Annotated in this window: 20 protein-coding genes, 1 pseudogene, 2 riboswitches and 1 other annotated feature; of the genes and pseudogenes, 11 read left to right on the forward strand and 10 right to left on the reverse strand. The window is 36.9% G+C overall.

The features are described 5' to 3' along the window. Positions 1-16: 16 nt before the first annotated feature. The 3 genes from ASE42_RS14005 to ASE42_RS14015 all read right to left on the reverse strand — a co-directional run bounded on the left by ASE42_RS14005 (position 17) and on the right by ASE42_RS14015 (position 4163). Complete coding sequence (locus tag ASE42_RS14005; protein WP_056767497.1) at positions 17-1072, reverse strand: helix-turn-helix domain-containing protein; 1056 nt, start codon at positions 1070-1072, stop codon at positions 17-19. Continuing rightward, positions 1073-2734 (reverse strand): 2-isopropylmalate synthase, encoded by a 1662-nt coding sequence (locus ASE42_RS14010; RefSeq protein ID WP_056767500.1) that lies wholly within the window; start codon positions 2732-2734, stop codon positions 1073-1075. Positions 2735-2791: 57 nt separating this feature from the next. Beyond that, positions 2792-3056 (reverse strand) — a binding site (T-box leader). 219 nt (positions 3057-3275) lie between these two features. Continuing rightward, a complete protein-coding gene (locus tag ASE42_RS14015) occupies positions 3276-4163 on the reverse strand; it encodes a helix-turn-helix domain-containing protein (RefSeq protein WP_056767503.1) in 888 nt (295 codons plus the stop codon). Between the two features lie 104 nt (positions 4164-4267). Between ASE42_RS14015 and ASE42_RS19265 the strand changes: the two are divergent. Then, positions 4268-4459, forward strand: a pseudogene (locus ASE42_RS19265) (GMP synthase (glutamine-hydrolyzing)); the annotation flags it as partial. 809 nt (positions 4460-5268) lie between these two features. On the opposite strand, the gene ASE42_RS14020 reads toward ASE42_RS19265, so the two are convergent. The 5 genes from ASE42_RS14020 to ASE42_RS14040 form a co-directional block, all read right to left on the reverse strand. Continuing rightward, complete coding sequence (locus ASE42_RS14020) at positions 5269-5478, reverse strand: hypothetical protein (protein ID WP_024424492.1); 210 nt, start codon at positions 5476-5478, stop codon at positions 5269-5271. A 72-nt stretch (positions 5479-5550) separates the two neighbouring features. Further along, the gene (locus ASE42_RS14025) at positions 5551-6021 is read right to left on the reverse strand and encodes a hypothetical protein (RefSeq protein ID WP_024424493.1); all 471 of its coding nucleotides are present in this window, start codon (positions 6019-6021) and stop codon (positions 5551-5553) included. Further along, the gene (locus tag ASE42_RS14030; protein ID WP_024424494.1) at positions 5997-6845 is read right to left on the reverse strand and encodes an SAR2788 family putative toxin; all 849 of its coding nucleotides are present in this window, start codon (positions 6843-6845) and stop codon (positions 5997-5999) included. Before ASE42_RS14030 ends, ASE42_RS14025 begins: the two co-directional genes overlap by 25 nt. 1 nt (position 6846) lies before the next feature. Further along, the gene (locus tag ASE42_RS14035; protein ID WP_024424495.1) at positions 6847-7776 is read right to left on the reverse strand and encodes a S8 family peptidase; all 930 of its coding nucleotides are present in this window, start codon (positions 7774-7776) and stop codon (positions 6847-6849) included. 749 nt (positions 7777-8525) lie between these two features. Further along, on the reverse strand, positions 8526-9092 hold the full coding sequence (locus tag ASE42_RS14040) for a GNAT family N-acetyltransferase (RefSeq protein WP_029707591.1): 567 nt from the start codon (positions 9090-9092) through the stop codon (positions 8526-8528). Positions 9093-9233: 141 nt separating this feature from the next. Between ASE42_RS14040 and ASE42_RS14045 the strand changes: the two genes are divergently transcribed. Further along, positions 9234-9803, forward strand: a complete 570-nt coding sequence (locus tag ASE42_RS14045; protein ID WP_024426710.1) for a hypothetical protein — start codon at positions 9234-9236, stop codon at positions 9801-9803. Positions 9804-9848: 45 nt separating this feature from the next. Here the strand turns inward: ASE42_RS14045 and ASE42_RS19270 are convergent, their stop codons facing one another. Next, entirely contained in the window at positions 9849-10022 is a 174-nt protein-coding gene (locus ASE42_RS19270) for a hypothetical protein (RefSeq protein WP_041116052.1), read from the reverse strand. 179 nt (positions 10023-10201) lie between these two features. Here ASE42_RS19270 and ASE42_RS14055 point away from each other — a divergent pair, with 179 nt between their 5' ends. Continuing rightward, positions 10202-10747 (forward strand): sigma-70 family RNA polymerase sigma factor, encoded by a 546-nt coding sequence (locus ASE42_RS14055; RefSeq protein WP_056767506.1) that lies wholly within the window; start codon positions 10202-10204, stop codon positions 10745-10747. Further along, on the forward strand, positions 10716-12164 hold the full coding sequence (locus ASE42_RS14060; protein ID WP_056767509.1) for a DUF4179 domain-containing protein: 1449 nt from the start codon (positions 10716-10718) through the stop codon (positions 12162-12164). The genes ASE42_RS14055 and ASE42_RS14060 overlap by 32 nt, the downstream gene beginning before the upstream one ends. An 18-nt stretch (positions 12165-12182) precedes the next feature. Here ASE42_RS14060 and ASE42_RS14065 read toward each other — a convergent pair whose 3' ends face one another. Continuing rightward, positions 12183-13370, reverse strand: coding sequence for an MFS transporter (locus tag ASE42_RS14065; RefSeq protein WP_056767512.1), 1188 nt, complete (start codon positions 13368-13370; stop codon positions 12183-12185). A 100-nt stretch (positions 13371-13470) separates the two neighbouring features. On the opposite strand from ASE42_RS14065, the gene ASE42_RS14070 reads away from it, so the two are divergent. The 7 genes from ASE42_RS14070 to ASE42_RS14095 all read left to right on the forward strand — a co-directional run bounded on the left by ASE42_RS14070 (position 13471) and on the right by ASE42_RS14095 (position 18585). Then, positions 13471-14343, forward strand: a complete 873-nt coding sequence (locus ASE42_RS14070) for a LysR family transcriptional regulator (RefSeq protein WP_056767514.1) — start codon at positions 13471-13473, stop codon at positions 14341-14343. A gap of 139 nt (positions 14344-14482) precedes the next feature. Beyond that, positions 14483-14584: riboswitch (purine riboswitch) on the forward strand. Positions 14585-14728: 144 nt separating this feature from the next. Beyond that, a complete protein-coding gene (locus ASE42_RS14075; protein WP_056767517.1) occupies positions 14729-16054 on the forward strand; it encodes an NCS2 family permease in 1326 nt (441 codons plus the stop codon). A gap of 208 nt (positions 16055-16262) precedes the next feature. Next, positions 16263-16424, forward strand: a complete 162-nt coding sequence (locus tag ASE42_RS19105) for a hypothetical protein (protein WP_166644707.1) — start codon at positions 16263-16265, stop codon at positions 16422-16424. An 11-nt stretch (positions 16425-16435) separates the two neighbouring features. Next, the gene (locus ASE42_RS14080) at positions 16436-16615 is read left to right on the forward strand and encodes a YezD family protein (RefSeq protein WP_024424503.1); all 180 of its coding nucleotides are present in this window, start codon (positions 16436-16438) and stop codon (positions 16613-16615) included. 222 nt (positions 16616-16837) lie between these two features. After that, the gene (locus ASE42_RS14085; RefSeq protein ID WP_056767520.1) at positions 16838-17629 is read left to right on the forward strand and encodes a hypothetical protein; all 792 of its coding nucleotides are present in this window, start codon (positions 16838-16840) and stop codon (positions 17627-17629) included. Positions 17630-17833: 204 nt separating this feature from the next. Next, on the forward strand, positions 17834-18388 hold the full coding sequence (locus ASE42_RS14090; protein ID WP_024424505.1) for a DUF2179 domain-containing protein: 555 nt from the start codon (positions 17834-17836) through the stop codon (positions 18386-18388). Beyond that, entirely contained in the window at positions 18385-18585 is a 201-nt protein-coding gene (locus ASE42_RS14095) for an NETI motif-containing protein (protein ID WP_012009137.1), read from the forward strand. Before ASE42_RS14090 ends, ASE42_RS14095 begins: the two co-directional genes overlap by 4 nt. Before the next feature lie 79 nt (positions 18586-18664). Beyond that, a riboswitch (purine riboswitch) is annotated at positions 18665-18766 on the forward strand. The last annotated feature ends 3 nt before the right edge of the window (positions 18767-18769 follow it).

Raw genomic sequence — 18769 nt, forward strand, 5'->3', positions numbered from 1 at the left:
TCATTTCTCCTCTTTATTATCTATTATTTAATCGATATTGATGTGGTGTTAGGTGATACTTTCTCTTAAATAAACGAATGAAATGCTCTACATTTTGATAACCTACGGCTGCCGCAATATGATCTACTTGTGAATTGCTGCCAGTGAGCATTTCGCAGGCTTTTTCCAATCTTATTTCTTGTCGAATCTCACGAAATGATTTGCCAAGCTTACGAGCTATATATTTTGACAGATAAGATTGTGAAAGGTTAAATTTCTCTGCCATCTCCTGGATGGTGATATGCTCACAACATTGCTGAATATATTGGAGCATTTCAATAATACGTATATCACGATATTGTTTGACCTGATTTACGTTCATATGACTTGGTTTGAATCTTAATAAGAGACACAATAATATCTCAAACAAATTATTCATAATCAACTGGTAACTAGGAAACCGATTATAATTTTCTGTAAATAGTTGAAGAGAGCAGTCTAGCAAATGTTTATCCAAGTGACTATGGAAAATAAGAATATTTTTATTTTCTTTTATATACAATGCATTCAAAAAGAATTCTGAAATGACATTGTTTCCTTTTAACATTTTAAAAAACACTTTTTGAAAAGTACTCTTACGGATCATGATTTGCATGGCGATTGTATTCTCCATTACAATTGGCTTGTGTATGGTGTCAGGAGGAATAAAGGCAATATCTCCTGATTTCAAAGTCATTTTTTTATCTTCCACTTCTACATACATCTCATTTTCCAGAACATAGATCATTTCAAAGAAATCATGGATAGCCGACAATTGAGGCATAAAACGGCTATACTTTCTCACTTCGATATCTTTCTCCTGACCTAACCACATGGTATCTTCCTTTTCAAATTCGTTCTGCCCTTTTTGCAAAAATTCTTCTATATATATTTGCTTATGCATTAAATTGTGTTTATCATAATCCTTCAAAAATAATTGCAATGATTGATTGTCATGCTTTTTCTGTTGGTATTGTTGATAAAAGATTTCTTGCTCGTTATATTCTCTTAAATATTGCATCACTTCATGTTTTTCAAGTTTATCTTTTTCCATCTACATCCAAACCTCTAGTTTATTTACTGCAACCACCAGGGCTTTCACTGTTGCTTCTATAATATCTTTATCAATTCCAGCACCCCAATGCATGTTTCCTTGATATGAAATTCCAATCTGTGCACAGGCTTTTGCTTGGGAATCCTTGCCCAAAGAATTCTGTTCATAGACTTCCAAAACATATTCGAGATGAAAATATGCTTTTAATGCATTACTGATGGCATCTAAACTTCCAGTGCCAGTTCCTTGTATTTCAATTTGTTGATCATCTCTCAGCAAAGTTAAGGTAACTTCCTGCTTCTCTCCTTTATGAAATTGATAATCAAGCAGCTGGAAATGAGGGTGATAATCAACATACTGTTCTTTAAAAACATGATATATTTCTTCGACAGACAATTCCCTACTTGTCTGATCAGATACTTTCTTCGCTTCATAACCCATGGCTTCATTCATTTTATATGGAAGTTGAATGCCATAATTTGTTTCTAGTATATAGCCTATGCCGCCTTTTCCAGACTGGCTGTTGATTCGAATCACATCTGTTTGATAATTCCTTCCCAAGTCAACTGGATCTACTGGGATATAAGGAACGTCCCATTTATCAACATTATTTTCCTTTCTATATTTCATACCTTTAGATATAGCATCTTGATGTGACCCAGAGAATGCGGTGAAAACCATCTCGCCAGAATATGGCTGTCTCTCAGGAACAGTGATTCTTGTTAGTTTTTCATATTTTTTACGAATCGCTTCTAGGTTATTGAAATTCAATTTTGGATCATAACCTTGTGAATACATATTCATCGCCAAGGTAATCAAGTCAACGTTCCCTGTACGTTCACCGATACCAAATAATGTACCTTCGACTCTTTCTGCGCCAGCTAGAACACCAAATTCTGCATCACTCACCCCAGAGCCGCGGTCATTATGAGGATGAACAGATAATGTCACACTGTCTCGGTAAGACAGATTTTTGTGTATATACTCAATCTGACTTGCAAAGATATGAGGCATTGAATATTCAACTGTTGTCGGAATATTGATGATGGCTTTATGAGTTGGTGTCGGTTTCCAAATATCTAAAACACTATTACAAATATCTAACGCATAATCAACTTCTGTTCCTGGAAAGCTTTCTGGACTATATTGAAAATAAATATCACTATTTGTTTTTTCGGCAAGTTCTTTTACTAAAATAGCTCCATCAATGGCAATTTGTTTAATTTCATCTTTTGTTTTCTTAAATACTTGTCTGCGCTGCGCTTCTGAAGTCGAATTATATAAATGAACAATCGCTTTCGGTACTCCCTTAATGGCTTCGAAGGTTCGGCGGATAATATGCTCTCTCGCTTGTGTGATCACCATAATTGTGACATCGTCTGGAATCATATGATGATCAATCAGTGTCCGTAACAGCCTAAACTCCGTATCAGAAGCAGCTGGAAATGCGATCTCAATTTCTTTAAAACCTATCTCTACTAATAACTGAAACATTTCCAATTTTTCTTCTAAGTTCATAGGAATAGGTAATGCTTGATTACCATCCCGCAAGTCCACACTGCACCATATCGGAGCACTTTCTAATGTTTCTTTCTTCACCCAATCATAAGTAAGCTTCGGTGGCAAAAAGTATTTCTTTTCGTATTTTTTGTGGTTAAACATCATCGATTCCTCCTAGAAAATAGAATATAAAAAAAGCCTTTCATCCCCAAGATTTAACTTGGAGACGAAAGACTTCTTCTTACGCGGTACCACCCCTGTTTCATGATAAACAAACATTATCATGCCCTTATTCGGATATAGATTGTTTGATCTTATATCCTTCCCATATAACGGTGGGGTGCCGACCTTAACTACATCAATACTTTTCATTTCACTAAGGCTACTCTAAGGTGAGTTCCCTGCTTTTTTGTTATTGCTTCTCATCAGCCAGCAACTTTCTGAAAACATTTCGGCAAGTACTATTCCTTATCATCGCATTCTCATTTTTCTGATTTTTTCTATTATACCAAGTCTACAAAAAAGAGATAGGGATAGGGATATCTTTTTTAATTGATTTTTTTTGTTCTATGGGTGCTTATCTTTAATCCTCTTCACCAAATAAAATTCCGAGGCCACAAATAAAGGTGAGTGAATTCATAGCGAACAATAAAATCGCACCAATTTTTTTCATGGCAATGAACCTCCTCTTAAATTCAGTCTGCTAGCTTTCAAAATTTAAATTCACTGGTTCATCCTCTAAATGATCCACAGTATTTTGTTCTGTCACGGGGACACTTTCATCTACAATTTTAAAACTAAGTTCGTCCATCCAAATGTGACCTTGACCATGTAGTAATATGCCAAACGCAATGACTTCACTTTTGACTGGAACATCCAATACTATACTAAAATGATTCCAGCCGTTTGTTCCTGTAATGGGGCGGTTCATCATGTTGTCAAACGCAAGAACTTCACCTGAAGAATGGTCAATCCTCATCCATAAACCAGCTGAACCTTTCACATCTTCGCTTTTGACAAAAGCAGAAAATTGAAGGCGTTCTCCACGGTAACGATCAGACTTAATTTGCTGCATCAATGTCGCGAAACCTCGAGCTTTTTCATCTTTTGATTTTAAATAAGCGGAGTTAGTACCACTGTGAACAATTCTGTTATCCAAACCTGTTTCATAGTCAGATGGGGTGTCCCCCGTCATAATCCAGCCAGTAGGTGTGTTCTGATGATCAGCCATAATTGTTTCCTCCTCATTAATCACATTCCTTAATAATCTCCGATAACGTGCGGGTGACATGTCATATATTTTCTTAAAGGCTCTAGTGAAGGATTCCTGTGAACCAAAACGATACTGCAATGCGATGTCAATCGCCCGTTGGTCCGTATGAATTAAATCCTTCGCCGCTTGGGTCATTCGACGTTCCCGTATATAGTCAACAACTGACTTCTTAATCACTTTTTTGAACATACGGTGAAAGTGAAACCTAGAATAACCAGCGTGTTTCGCTAGAGTTTGAAGCGGTAAATCATCTTTCAGATGTTGTTCAATATAATTTAATGTTTCTTGAATCGTTTTCTCATGTTCTTGATAGGACAACCGAGCACCTCCTTGCCTTACGAGTTTAGTATAGCGGAAATGCTTTTTAGGAAACTTGACTTTTTGTGCTATGTTGCAATTTTAGAATGGACCTTATAGTCCTAGGTTCAGGACTGGGTATCCGTGTACTGGGTGGAGTTTCTGAAGAAAATCTAGAAATCATCCGGGAATAAGATTTAATTCTACTCGAAGAAATTTCCATCTTAGGCTTTGAGTGAGACATCTGACAATATTTTGAGGTTCTCCCAGACATCCACAACAAAGGTGCCATGGATGACGCCAGAATATACGACTAAACAATTGGTATCGGTGCTATCACTTTGATTAATTACAGTTTCAGCAGAACTGCAAAAAATATTTAATTAGATAAATGTAGGTTGAGGGATATTGAAGGAAAATCAGATGTGAAGGGGATACAATGAATGAACAACTTAAAATTATTATTGATCTCATAATTAAAGCAGATAATACAATTGAAAAGAATATCATATTCGAAAAATTTTTTAATAAATCAGATCATATAAAAATATTCAAATATTAATGAAAGTTTTAAAAATAGGGAAATTAACGGTTATAAAATATTTCTCCTGACTATACAAAAATGTGGATTCTTGATAGTAATTATATTGGAGGGGATTACCGAAAATAAAAGTTGGTAAAGTTGTACATTTTGATTTGAATATTTTGACGTATTTAAACAGGTTATTAAATGATTATAGACAAAATATTCAGAAGAATGAATTTCTCGATTATCTAAATTTTTTTAAAAATAATCAATTCAATTATAATATTACTACTGCATTAATGGAACGCTCAATGTCCGATATAAGTGGTGTTGATAAGAATATTTGGAGGGTACTCTAAAAAAACTGTTGAGCCCATTTTAAATACAGTTTGGGATATTTACCATGTAAGATTAATAGAACAATCTTTTTTTATAGATAATAGTAATAAGGAAGAGATATTTTTATCATAATTTCAGTTCAAGAGATGATGCTTTTAATGAGTTATCTAAAATAAATCAAATAAAGGTTTTTGTAATTAATGATGGAAGACCGCTTGCAATTCGAGATATAGGTATAAAAGATATTTGTAACGACGAATTTTACAATGAGCTTTCATTCTTCATTTTTATTGCTATTTTTGGGCATTCTTCTCTGTTTTGATTTATTAGCCATATCGATCCTACAAATATAGACATCCCAAACATCTTTAAAATAAAACTTGTCAAAAATGTATATCCTTCGATTTCAATACCTAGCATAATTGTGGCTATTATGATTCCTATAAAACCAGCTAAGAAATATAAAATCAAAAATACACCTCCTCTAAAAACATCCTACTAAAACATTGAAAAGAACCCCTAACCAGGAGTTCCTTTCTCTATTCAATATTTTCTTAATGGGATATTTCCAATAAAGTTTTTTAGTGAAATTTTATAATGTTGTTCAATGTCACGTCCAAGGTTTTCATGTAATACCTTCATTTGTTCAATTATATAATTAAGATCGAATACATTATATAACTGTTGAGTTTCCCAAATAGTGGTGAGTCGAGCCTTATTATCAAATGGTATTACTGAAATAATGGGGTCGTCTTCCTCATACTCCATTGTGTAATATCTATACTCTGTAACTTTGTTTTTTTTCTTTATCTTTTTAATCCAGTCGTGCAAAGATGCATAAAATTCTAATAAGGCGATATTTTCTTCAAAATATACTTCGCCATTTATAACTATTTTAAACTCTCCCTCTACTCTTAGAGCTGTTGATGGATCTTTCTTCATGTTCTTTGGAATATCTTTCTCATCAGATGTGAACATATAATCAAATTCTACTTGATTGGATAAGCTGTCCATATTTTACCATCCCAACCTATAACTATTTTTATTTTTGTCTCACCTTTTGTTCCGATTTTCTTTTTCAGATTTGCAGTGATGACAAAGGATAGTTTTTTATTATTGTTTATAGTAAACGAAACATTTTTAGATTGTAAAGCTTCTTTTATCCATTTATTTACTGTGCTCTTGCTTTTGGTATCAAATTTTCTGTATCTACCTTTTGCATTACTAAGATGTTTGTTGCTAACAGAAAACTTAGAAACTTTTTTTATACCTTGTTTAATTACCTGTTTTTTAAAAGTTTTTATTATTAGCTTCTTTCCGTATTTTTTAATAGCATATTGAATACCAAACCTAGAAACAATTCCAACTATTATTGCTGGAACAATTGATGACTGAGCTTCTATGGTGCTAACTTTATACTCTTTTCCTGTTTCATCATCCACAAAGGTTGCTGTAAAATCATTTCCTTCAATCTCTTCAATTAACACGTTGAATTTGTTAGTTTCTTTTTCCCCATTTTCTAACTCTGTAATACCATCAACTGTGATTTCACCTGTCTCATGATTAATTTTCATGTCAGTTTGGACATTCATACTCTCAGCTTCAAGCTGAGTAGATATATTAACTTCATCTAGGCTTTCCTTAACTTCCATTAACATATCTTGTTCTAGCTCTATCCCCAATTCTTTTTCAACATTCACTTCATATTCTTTACTAGCATTCTCTTCTATTCTTAAAGCATCAGAATCAATTTCGCCTGATTTTGCACTTGCAAATTCAGGAACAACTCCACACAAAAACAATGTTAACACAAGAATTTTTATTAAAACCTTTTTCAATCTAATTCTCTCCCTTGTTACAAATAATCATCCCATTGCCATACTCTCTGTCATAACCTAGCTTTCCAAGATCAACTGTATTTTTCTTGAGTGTTTGATGAACATTCTCTTTAGATTTGTATTTTTTAGAATACAAACAGCCTATAGCACCTGTTGCAAACGCAGTTGCAAAGGATGTACCTTTTACCTTTGTATATCCTCCGTGTATATCAGTTGTTTTAATATTTACTCCAGGCGCAGAAAAGTCAATTTTTCCTTTTGCTGAAATTGGATCAATTTTTAGTTTTTCGTTAAGTGAGGATATCGATAAGACGCCTTCATATTTTGCAGGGTATTCAACAGTTAGACCTAATGTATTTCCAGAAGCAGCTGTAATTGTTATATTGTTATCTAAAGCAATTTTTATAACATTTCGTAATTCATCGTAGTCTTTTCCAAATCCGAAACTTATATTAATTATGTCTACCTTTTGCTCAATACACCATTTAATCCCTTTGACAACATCTTCAACTTTTCCTTTGCCATTTTTATTTAGTACCTTGACATCATAAATAATGGGATTCTGTGAAATACCTTTTATTTCTTCACCAGTTGCAGCGATTATTCCGGCAATTGCTGTACCATGACCATAATCATCTTCGATAGATTTTTTTGGTTTAATAGCATTGTACTCATAAAAAGTTAAATCTTTAAACTCTTTATGTGACTTATTAATACCGCTATCAAGGATAGCAATTTTGACATAATTCTTATGATTATTAGGTTTTTCATGACCTATAACTTTATATCCCCATAGCAGGTCTTTTTCCTTCTCTGTCTTGTATGATTTACTATTATCCTCAGAAACATCGCCAGATAGTCCCCAACATAATACAATTGCAAGAATCACTAGGCACGAAACAAATAGTAATAAGGCTTTTGACTTTTTCATTCAAGCTTCCTTCTCACATGCAGTATTTAGAATTAATACAGAATATACCTCCCTTCCCTTTTTATGAAATACAAGAATATATTAACCTATATTTATTTTGATGTAAATGTTATTTAAGGTAATATATTCTTATATATTTAAAATTTCCCATGCGTGTACTACTGTAAATATGCCAGTTCTTCTTCTTGACTCGTTTACTTAATAATTATCTATGATTTTTTTGATTAAAAATGTTTTGCCACTGCCAACTATGACCTGATAACACAATGAGTTTATTCATTACTTGTTGTAACCTCACTCCAACTCCACATGTCCAACGTTCTCCAAAATTGAAAGCGAAACAAGTAAACGTAAAAATAATGTCACTAAAATAGATTTTGAAAATGAAAAATCTAAATTAATCAGTGAAATTGCAAATGGACAAAAGCTCTTTTTTTGGAATATGAATTATTCCAACTAAAACAGATTAAAGAATAGGCTATTTTTATTTGAATCTTGTACTTAGAAAAGAAAAGTAAGTGAAATAGTGTAATTACTTAAGTGTGGATCTGCATTTTGTTCAAAAATTTTTACTATTACTGATACTATAATTATAGAAAGGGTGTTGAATATTGCTGGAATTGTAAGTAAATTAGAAGGGTTACCATGCAAAGAAACTCTAGTCATAAACTTGACTAGAGGTTTCTTACTGGGTAATTGTGCAATTTTAATTCATTCACTTTAACGCTTCTGTTTAAAAATCATTCAGTTTATTTGAAATCCCTCTTCAAAATCGAATAAATAAACACATCATCAAACCCATTCTGACCAAGATCATACTCCCTTAATAAACCCTCTCGAACAAAATCAACATTCTCCAATAATTGAACAGAGGACGTATTTGCTGGATCAATAATCGCTTCAATCCGATTCAGATACATTTCCTGAAACCCATATCGTAACACCGCAGCAATTGCTTCGCTCATGATGCCTTTTCTCCAATGATCGTGGTGTAATTCATAGCCGATTTCCGTGCGGCAGTGCTGTTTTTCTAGATTGAGAAAGCCGCAGCTGCCGATGATCGCAGGATCATCTTTTAGAGAAATGCCCCAGCGGATGCCTGTTTGTTCTTTGAAGATGTCGTGATACCACTTGATTTCTCCTTTTGTGTCTTCAATCGTTTCATGAGCATCAATGCCCATGTAGCGGCACACGGTTTCATTGGATAAGTAGATGTGCATATCCTCAGCGTCTTCGATTGTTGCTTGTTTTAAGATTAGTCTTTCGGTATGTATGGTTGGAAATGATTGCGGGAATATCAGTTTATGTCTATACATATTTTTCTCCTCGTGCAATTTTATTTAAATTATACCTGTACTGGTCGATTTTGTGTAATGCTTTGGTATAATATGTGAGAATGTGATTGCGGGGATAATTCACAAACAGAATTCGATTAAAAGCAAAAGAGGATAATTGAAATGGGTATTTTTCTAATTATGATCGTCATCGTGATGATCATCGTATCTTTAGCGATCTATTTGTTTAAAAAGGGAATCATCCATTCTAAAGTGTTAGTGATTGTAGGTTCTGTTTTAGGAGGAACCGCACTATTTGTTTGGGTGGCTATGTTTTTTAATTTTCACTCTGTATCTTTAACAAATGAATCGCTAGGTCATTTTAAGATTGGTGAAAAATTTGAGAGAGATCATACTTTTGTGGAGAATACTCAATTCTCCCATCCTAAACAGAGGGTCTATATGGAAAAAGAAAATCAAGATTTTGTAGTATCAGTTGATCAACATCATCGAGTTACATCTATTTACAATCAGTCAAAACAGAAAAAACTCAAAACATCTAAGGGAATCACTATTGGAGACGATTATTCATCTGTGCTACAAACATATGGAGATCAATTCAAGAAGCTCTGGTTTGTCGAAGGGTATAGCAAAGGTATACAATATCAAGATCAATCAAACGGTATCATTCTGGAGTTCTTTTTCAATGACAATAAACTAGCACTCATTGAACTTCGTAGTAAGCGGAAATAAAAAAGTAGAAAGTAAAAACAAGCATTTCAATTGAAATGCTTGTTTTTATGTTTCTTTTCCATAACATGTCTTACAATAAAAAACCCCTTCATTCCTGAGCCAAGCCTTTACCTCTGTCATTCCTCGTCTCTTTGGATAGACCAGCTTGACGTACACTTCTTCGTTTCCTTCTATCTTTTTCTGACAGCTAGCACACGTGGGTTCTTCAAATAGAAACAATCGACTTACTCCTTTTTGTACATATTTCTTCCATTATATCAAATGTTCGACATGTTCTTTGCGGCCCGTTATTCACTTTTTCTATTTTTGTCCGACATATGCTAAGGAAAAGAAATTTCCATTTGTTGAAACCGTTTGAGAGAAACCTTGCTCTAACAGGTGTAGGAGGTGTGGATGAGATGAAGCAAGTGCGTCTAATTAAAAAAGCACAAAAAGGGAATGTCCCGGCATTTGAGAAATTAATGCTGATGTATCAGGAGCGTTTATATAAAACGGCTTTTCTCTACACAAGAAATAAAGAGGATTCGTTAGATGCTGTTCAAGAGACGGTATTTAAAGCGTTTAAGCATCTATCTGGTTTGAAAGAACCGGCTTATTTTTCTAGCTGGCTGACGAGAATTTTGATTCATACAATTTTTGCGATGAAGAAAAAACAGCAAGATGTTGTTCCGTTTGAACAGCAACACGAAAGCGTGGAGCGTCATGATTTTTTGGAAGACAAGCTCGATTTAAAAAATGCACTTGAAGTGTTAGATGAGCAATACCAGGTGGTCATTCAGTTGTTTTATTTTCAAGATTATTCGATTTCGATGATGTCTGAACAGATGGGTGTGCCTGAAGGAACGGTCAAAACTCATTTGTATCGAGCAAGAAAGTTATTAAAGCAAACATTGGAGAAGGAGGAGAGTGTCGATGGAACGACAAGAAATGAAAAAGCTTTATGATGAGATTGATGTACCAACGGTGGAAGTGACCTCTGCGATTCGCCAAGCTATTGGGGATGTGAAAGCGGAACAGAAAAGACATTGGTTTAAATGGAACTGGAGAACGCCAATATACTCTGCCATTGTTCTCATCGTCCTTTACTTTTCATCAGGTTTCCTTTTTCCTTCTCTTAATACAGCAATGGCACGTGTACCGATTATTGGGCAGTTTTATATGATGTTTCACGATAAAGTTGGAATGGCTCTTTTTCAGAGTGATTTGGTGAAGCATGTCAATGAGGGGGCTGAATCAAGAGGGGTGACTGTGAAAGTAAACAGTGTGTACTATGATGCCGGGCGGCTTGTTTATACGTTTACTGTCGATCATTTGAATACAAAGGAAGGTTCTGTACCATTCATCGTCAGCAACTTAGATGATATAAATGAAAATTTCCAACCGAGTTACGACAATCAGGAATTGAAAAAATTAAAGGATGGCCGATATGTTGGACAAATGGAAGTCTATACAAATGGACAGACAATTAAGCAAGGTCAAAAAGCCCCACTCGTCATTTCAAAAATTGGAGATATTGTAGGGAATTGGCGTTTTGAATTACCTGTAGTGAAGCAAAAAACAACTTTATTAGCTGGACAAAAAGACGTGTCTATTTTAAATGGACGTTATCAAATAAGAAATGTAAAGGTAGAAAACGGAGTGAATGGCTCGGCTATTCAATATGCCATTGATTACAATGGTTTTGCCAAAGATGATAGAGTTAGTATATTTGGAATGAAGGATAATTTAGGGAATGAGTACGAGTTAGAATTAGGAACAAGGTTAGGAAGAAATCCACTTTCTCCTAAAAAAAATAGAGTCGATCATTTAACCATTTTGAATCAGCCGATCAATCCAAAGGCGACTGAATTGACATTTTACACAGATGTGAGATACGAACGAGAATACAGCCACATCATTCCTCTCAAGACAAAGCTGCCTGTTCAGTTCAAAACAAAACACCATGGCATCGGAATCAAAATCATTAAGATAGAGCAAAAAGACCGTTCTGTGATTGTTGATTATCAATTTACTGGAGTAGATCAAAAAGAATTAGATCAGGATGTGATGGAGAATATAGGTGAATTCATTGGATTAGGCGATGTTGAAAAGATGAAATCATGGCCCGATCCACAAGCAGACTATGAAAGCGGATATTACTTGAAGGGGAACCATGCGAAGGTGACGAATTTAAAGACAGCTTCCATGCAATCCACCTTTGAATTTGATGATAAGAATTTAGAGACTTTATCATTAAACCATTTTTCTTTTAAAGAATATGGGCTTTATCTTGATTTGACTGAACTGAACATGTTGGCACCACAGAAAGCGATAAAGGTAACCATTCCAGTCAAAAAAGAAACTTCAAAAGCTAGTCGATAAATAAGAGAGCGAACATGATTATACATGTTCGCTTTTTGTCTGTTGTACCACCAGTCGATGACGATTAAACGAATACCGAATCAACATCAACGCCACAAAACTAGCTAATCCGCCAATCCAGCTTAAGTTCGTGACATTTGTATACTGTATAATCACACCGCCCATTGACGATCCAAGCATCATGCCGATGTTCATAATCGCTGTATTAAAGCTTAGCACGGTTTCTGATGCTTGTGGTTTAAGGGAGATCAGATAAAATTGCTTCGCTGGTGTTGTTGTCCATGTGGCGATGCCCCAAATGGCGAGTGTGATCAAGACGCTAATTGTAGAGAATTGCGTAAAGAATAAGGCAAAGAGAGCGAACATCTGGATCATGATGCTGATCGAGATGGTTCGGTTTGGTCCCCATTGATCAACGGCGAAGCCGCCAAAGCGTGAGCCAATAAAAGCAGAAATGCCTAAGACGAGCAAGGCCATGCTTGTCATTTCAATTGAAAAGCCGGCGGTCTGTCGTAATAAAGGAGAGATATAAGCAAAGACCATCGTGTAGCCTAAGATCCAAAAGACCGTCGTGGCTAAGCCGCTGATCACTCTTCGGTCTTGAAGAATGTGTAATTGCTGCTTTAAAGGTAGATGTGAATGTCCCTCTATGCGTGGCAGCAATTGATAAAGAAGCAAGAAGAGACAAGCAGTACCTAGTGCAATGATGAGAAAAATATAGTGCCAATCCACATGACCTGATAGAAATGTCCCAATCGGCACACCAAGTACGAGTGAAACGGTGAATCCAGTGATGACAGTTGCCATTGCACTTCCCTTTTTTTCTGGCGGGGCGATCTGCGCTGCATAATTCGTGGCGACGACAATATATAAACCGCCGCTCATGGCCATGATGACCCGAGAGAGCAGAAGCAGCACAAAATGATGACTGAAAAAGGCGAGCATATTGCCTAAAATAAACACAAAAATAGCTGATAACAAAACCTTTTTTCGGTTCAGCTTCGACGTTGCCATGACTAAAAAGAGAGCGCCTACTGCATAAAAAAGAGAATAGACGGTGATGAGCTGTCCGGCAGCAGGAATGGAGATGTGTAAATCAACAGCAATGATATCTAGAATGCCTGACACGACGAATTCTGACGTGCCTGTAACAAATGAACCGACAGCTAAAAGAATGATCAATAGCTGATGAGATGTGTTTTTCATTTTGAACCCTTCCTTCATGTTGATACGTTGTCTTTAGTTTAAATTCCGTGCTAACATAAGTAAAATTGATGTTTTTCATGAAGGAGATGAGTAAATACTCATGAGCTTTGTTCGCTTTGATATTATCGCAAAAGTTGTGGAGCTTGGCAGTTTTACAGCAGCAGCTGAAGCATTAAATATGACGCAGTCAGCTGTGAGTCATGCAGTGGCGAATTTAGAGTCAGAGTGGGGTGTGTCTTTATTCATTCGTGACCGAAAAAAGGGCATTATGCTGACGGACATTGGTCAAACGCTTCTCCCGCATATTAGAGAAGTGTTAAATAGAGTGGAGAAAATCCAGCAAGAAATTGCGTTAACGAAAAATATTGAAACAGGCCTGATTCGTATCGGCACATTTGCCAGTGCCTCTGCTTGTTTATTGCCTAAACTGCTTGTGAGCTATCAGAAAAAACATCCGAAAATCGAATTTAAATTCTATGAGGGAACGTATGAAGAAATATTGGAGTGGCTGGATTCAGGCATCATTGATGTTGGATTTGTTGTGAAAGGCCATGCGGATGAAGCCTTTGATTTACTGCCGCTTATGAAAGATGAGATGGTCGTCGCCTATCACCCAAATCATCGATATGAACAGCAGCCCATTGTAGATATAACAGATTTGGCAGATGAACCATTTATTATGCCGACTGGCATGTATCAATCACATGTAGAGGACATTTTTTCAGAGGCGCAAATGAAGCCAGCTGTTTTATTTGAAGTTCATGATTGTACGACCATTGCCCGTATGGTCGGGGAAGGACTTGGCGTCACAATAGGTCCGGAGTTGTTTTTAAAAACGCAGCAGCTTGTGCATATTCGCCAGCTGAATGTCTCTCATCATCGTGAGGTTGCGCTCGCCTGTCCGTCGCTCTCTCAAGCTTCGCCGGCAGTGAAAGAGTTTTTCCATGTAGCCGAAGCGGTTTTTGCAAAATAGAAGGATTTGGGGAAGGGTGTATAAAGAACTAGATGTGAATTTCCAAATTCGTGTAATAAGACGAATGAAGCGGACATTTCTTTGAAAAATGTTCGCTTTTCGTATTGTGTTTTAAAAATGAAGTTGGTACAATAGACACAGAAATCAAATAGATAGAAGTCGTATAATCGCGGGGATATGGCCCGCAAGTTTCTACCAAGCTACCGTAAATGGCTTGACTACGTCAATTCACACTCGTTTGATATAAATCATGCATTGTTCTTGTTTTATGTCACAGTCTGAATTCACATATGTAGTCAAGCGTCCCAAAATTGTTGGGGCGTTTTTTATTTGACTAGTGAATGGGGCAGGCTAAAGCAAAAGGACATGAAGGGAGTCAGTTGGCTTGAAACAGTTTTTTCAGTTTGATGAATTAGGTACGAATTACCGCAGAGAGATCATCGGTGGTTTAACCACATTTTTGTCGATGGCTTACATTCTGTTTGTTAATCCGATCACACTTGCATTAGTGTCTGTGCCGGATTTTCCAGATAAATTACGAATTGATCAGGGGGCAGTCTTTACAGCGACGGCGTTAGCTTCTGCTGCAGGGTGTATTCTGATGGGATTGATCGCCAGGTATCCGATTGCGATTGCACCCGGTATGGGTCTGAATGCGTTCTTCGCCTTTTCGGTTGTACTTGGCATGGGCATCAAATGGGAAGCTGCACTTTCAGGTGTGTTCGTTTCAGGTTTGATTTTCGTTGCTCTTTCTTTAACAGGTTTCCGTGAAAAAATCATCAATGCCATTCCGGCTGAGCTGAAGCTGGCAGTTGGTGCAGGTATTGGTTTGTTCATTACGTTTGTTGGTCTTCAAGGCTCTGGCATTATCGCCAATAATGATAATACACTCGTTTCGATTGGAAATATTCATAGTGGTCCGGTTCTGTTAACGGTGTTTGGTATCGTAGTGACTGTTATATTAATGGTTCTTCGTGTGAATTCAGGTGTCTTCATTGGGATGCTTGTGACTGCTATTGCCGGGATGATTTTTGGTCTTATACCAGTACCGTCTCAAATTGTGGGAAGTATTCCAAGCTTGTCTCCAACCTTTGGTCAAGCCTTGATTCACTTACCAGAAATATTCTCCATTCAAATGCTTATTGTGATTTTAACGTTCCTTTTCGTTGGATTCTTTGATACAGCTGGTACGCTTGTGGCTGTGGCAACACAGGCTGGTTTAATGAAAAATAATGAGCTGCCACGTGCAGGAAGAGCACTCTTGGCGGATTCTTCTTCAATCGTTGTAGGTTCTATTCTTGGTACATCTACAACAACGTCTTATGTTGAATCTAGCTCAGGTGTTGCTGCTGGTGCGCGTTCTGGTTTTGCAGCTGTCGTCACAGGGATTTTCTTCTTGCTGGCGATGTTCTTCTCACCGCTTTTATCCATTGTTACACCTAATGTGACAGCACCTGCTTTGATTATTGTTGGTGCACTGATGGTTGCTCCGCTGGCGAAGATTGCATGGGATCGTTTTGAAATTGCGGTACCAGCTTTCTTAACGATGATTATGATGCCACTGACTTACAGTATTGCAACAGGTATTGCGGTTGGCTTTATTTTCTACCCGATTACGATGATCTTTAAAGGGAAAGCCAAAGAAGTGCATCCAATCATGTACGGATTGTTTGTCATCTTTATTCTATATTTCGCTTTCTTAAATCATTAATTGAACATCTGAAACAGCAGCTCATGGAAGCTGCTGTTTTTTTGTTAAAAAAATCAAAACATAGTTGACTTATAGGAATTATGTGTTTATGATAAAAAGACATAATTCGCTGATTGGATCACCAAAGGCGCTTTGATTTCCTTTTTTAATAGAAGGTTTCAGGGTGCCTTTTTTTCTTGCAGACATTCAAAAGGGGAGGAGATGTCTTTTGTCACGCTGGCTTCGACAGGTGATTGAACGAAAAAAGCAGGTGCTGATTCAAAAGCTCCTTTTATGGGGGCATGAAGAAAAGCAGGAAGCACTCATGCATTATACAATTCATGAGCTGGAAAATGAGGTTCTCTATTTAAAAGAGCGAAAACAAAAATAGGGGGATGAGCGATGGATGAACAAAAGCTGAATTATATTTTATCTGCCTTAAAAGGGATCGACTATGGATCAGTGGTCATCACCATTCATAATGGACATATTACACAGGTTGATACGACCAAGAAGACTCGGTTCCCCGCTCATCAGGAGAATCTCCGGGTCCAGCAAGGAAAGCGGAGTCAATATCGTTGACCATGAATTTCAACATTGATAAAAAGCTGATGGAGGCCGTCAGCTTTTTTGTTTTGTCTTATTTTCTCTCCATTTTAAAACCTCTGCTGCCTTTTATCCGTCTATTCGTATGAACGTCAAGGAATCTTGACTGAATAGAGAGACTCCGCTACTTTAAGAGGAGTCATCCGAACAGTTCATGCACTTTTAGCACTGTAAGGATTGGATAGGAGTTGATATGAGATGTTAGAGAAAGATCAAGATCAGGGGACATCTGAAAAGAAAAACGAAGAGTCATCAATAGATCAAGAAACAAGGCAATCCCGCCTCAGCCGCAGCGCTGCAAAACGTGGAAGATCCTCAAAAACAGCGGATGATGAGCGTTCAGCTATCCAGCGTATACTGCAAGGTGTAGGAGGCGCGTTTAAGCGTTATGGTTCATATGGACTGGCGATGTTAAAATCACCGAGTCAGGCCATCAATCAAGCAGAAACATTGCGTATGAAGTACGCCTGGATCTCGATTGTGTTATTCAGCGTGTTTTTTGCTTTAGGCAACTATGTTCAATTAAAGGCGTCAAAGACCCGTTTATTAGGCTTTGGCATTCATTATTCTTTTGGCGACGCCTTTTTGAGAGTGGCAGTCTTTACACTCATTTTGTTGACATTGATGATGCTTACCGTCTGGCTGCTCGGAAAGTACATGCTAAAAGGAAACATATCACTGAAAGAAGTGATCATGAAGTTTGGTGCTGCGCTTGTGCCGGTGTTGGTTTTATCCATCCTTTGGCTTGTATTTGCCATGCTGAATATTCCATATGTGACCGTCATATTATCCGTGATGATGTTTGTCGGCCTCCAGTTGATTGCGGTCGTGCTCTTTCGCTCGATTCAATCGGAGCATGATGCCGTACGTGGAGATTTGATGTATGCAGGCTGGATCTTTTTATTGGTTGAGCTTGTCATCATTGCGCTGCTCTGGGGCATAGTCGGGGAGTATTTGATTCCATCACTTGTTCCTGTTCGATTCGGATAAAACACACTGAAAACCTCCTTTTTTGAAAAAGGGGGTTTTCATGTTGAGAAGAGAAAAAAACGGGTAAACTCTTGGTAACAAAGACCACCCTTGTTGTCGAAAGATATATGTGTTTTTATCGCGTAAATTTGATTGTATCAAGGTATGTTCTCTAGTAGAATATGGGGTGCTTTATTTGATTTTTTAGTGCAGGGGGTTCGAATCGTGCTTCAACAACTTTTATCCAATGCGTTCACCATGGTTTTAATCATTTTAGTGATTAATATTGTCTATGTTTCTTTTTCCACCATGCGTTTGATTTTAACAATGAAAGGCAGAAGGTACGCAGCTGCTTTTGCGGGTACGATCGAAATGCTCATTTATGTCATTGGGTTAAGTATCGTTTTAGATAACTTAGATCAAATACAAAATGTTATTGCGTATGCGCTAGGTTATGGGATGGGGATCATTGTCGGGATGAAAATTGAAGAGAAGCTGGCACTTGGCTACACAACTGTTAACGTGATCACAAAAGAATTGGATGTCGATCTCCCAAGACAATTGAGAGAAAAAGGATATGGTGTCACCAGCTGGGTAGCAGGCGGTCTTGAAGGAGACCGGACAGCATTGCAAATTTTAACACCGAGAAAATATGAACTGCAGTTATATGAAACGATTAAGACGCTGGATTCAAAGGCATTTATCATTTCATATGAGCCCAAATCGATTCACGGCGGCTTCTGGGTGAAGGCTGTGAAGAAAAGGAGAATTAAAGAATGACCGCAAAACCAAAGAAGAAAAAATTCTATGTGGAAGACAACATGACGATTGATCAAGTGTTGTCCCAGATGGCAGCGGAAGGCTACTCGCCTGTCCGTCGAATGGAGGAACCGATTTTTCAAGAAAAGAAGGAAAATGGGTCGATTCAGATCATTCCGATTGGGAAAAAAATCGTATTTGAAGGAAAAATAGTCTAAATCCGAACATTAAAACGACGACTTCATAGATTGTTCGATAAATCCGTTGACATCATGAACATCCGTTGTTAAGATAAACATGAAATCAAAACACGAGCCTCATATAATCTTGGGAATATGGCCCATAAGTTTCTACCCAGTTACCGTAAATGACTGGACTATGCAGGATAGTGAACAAAACTGA

The sequence above is a fragment of the Bacillus sp. Root920 genome (genome assembly GCF_001429445.1).
GTDB classification, from domain to species: Bacteria; Bacillota; Bacilli; order Bacillales; family Bacillaceae; genus Bacillus; species Bacillus safensis.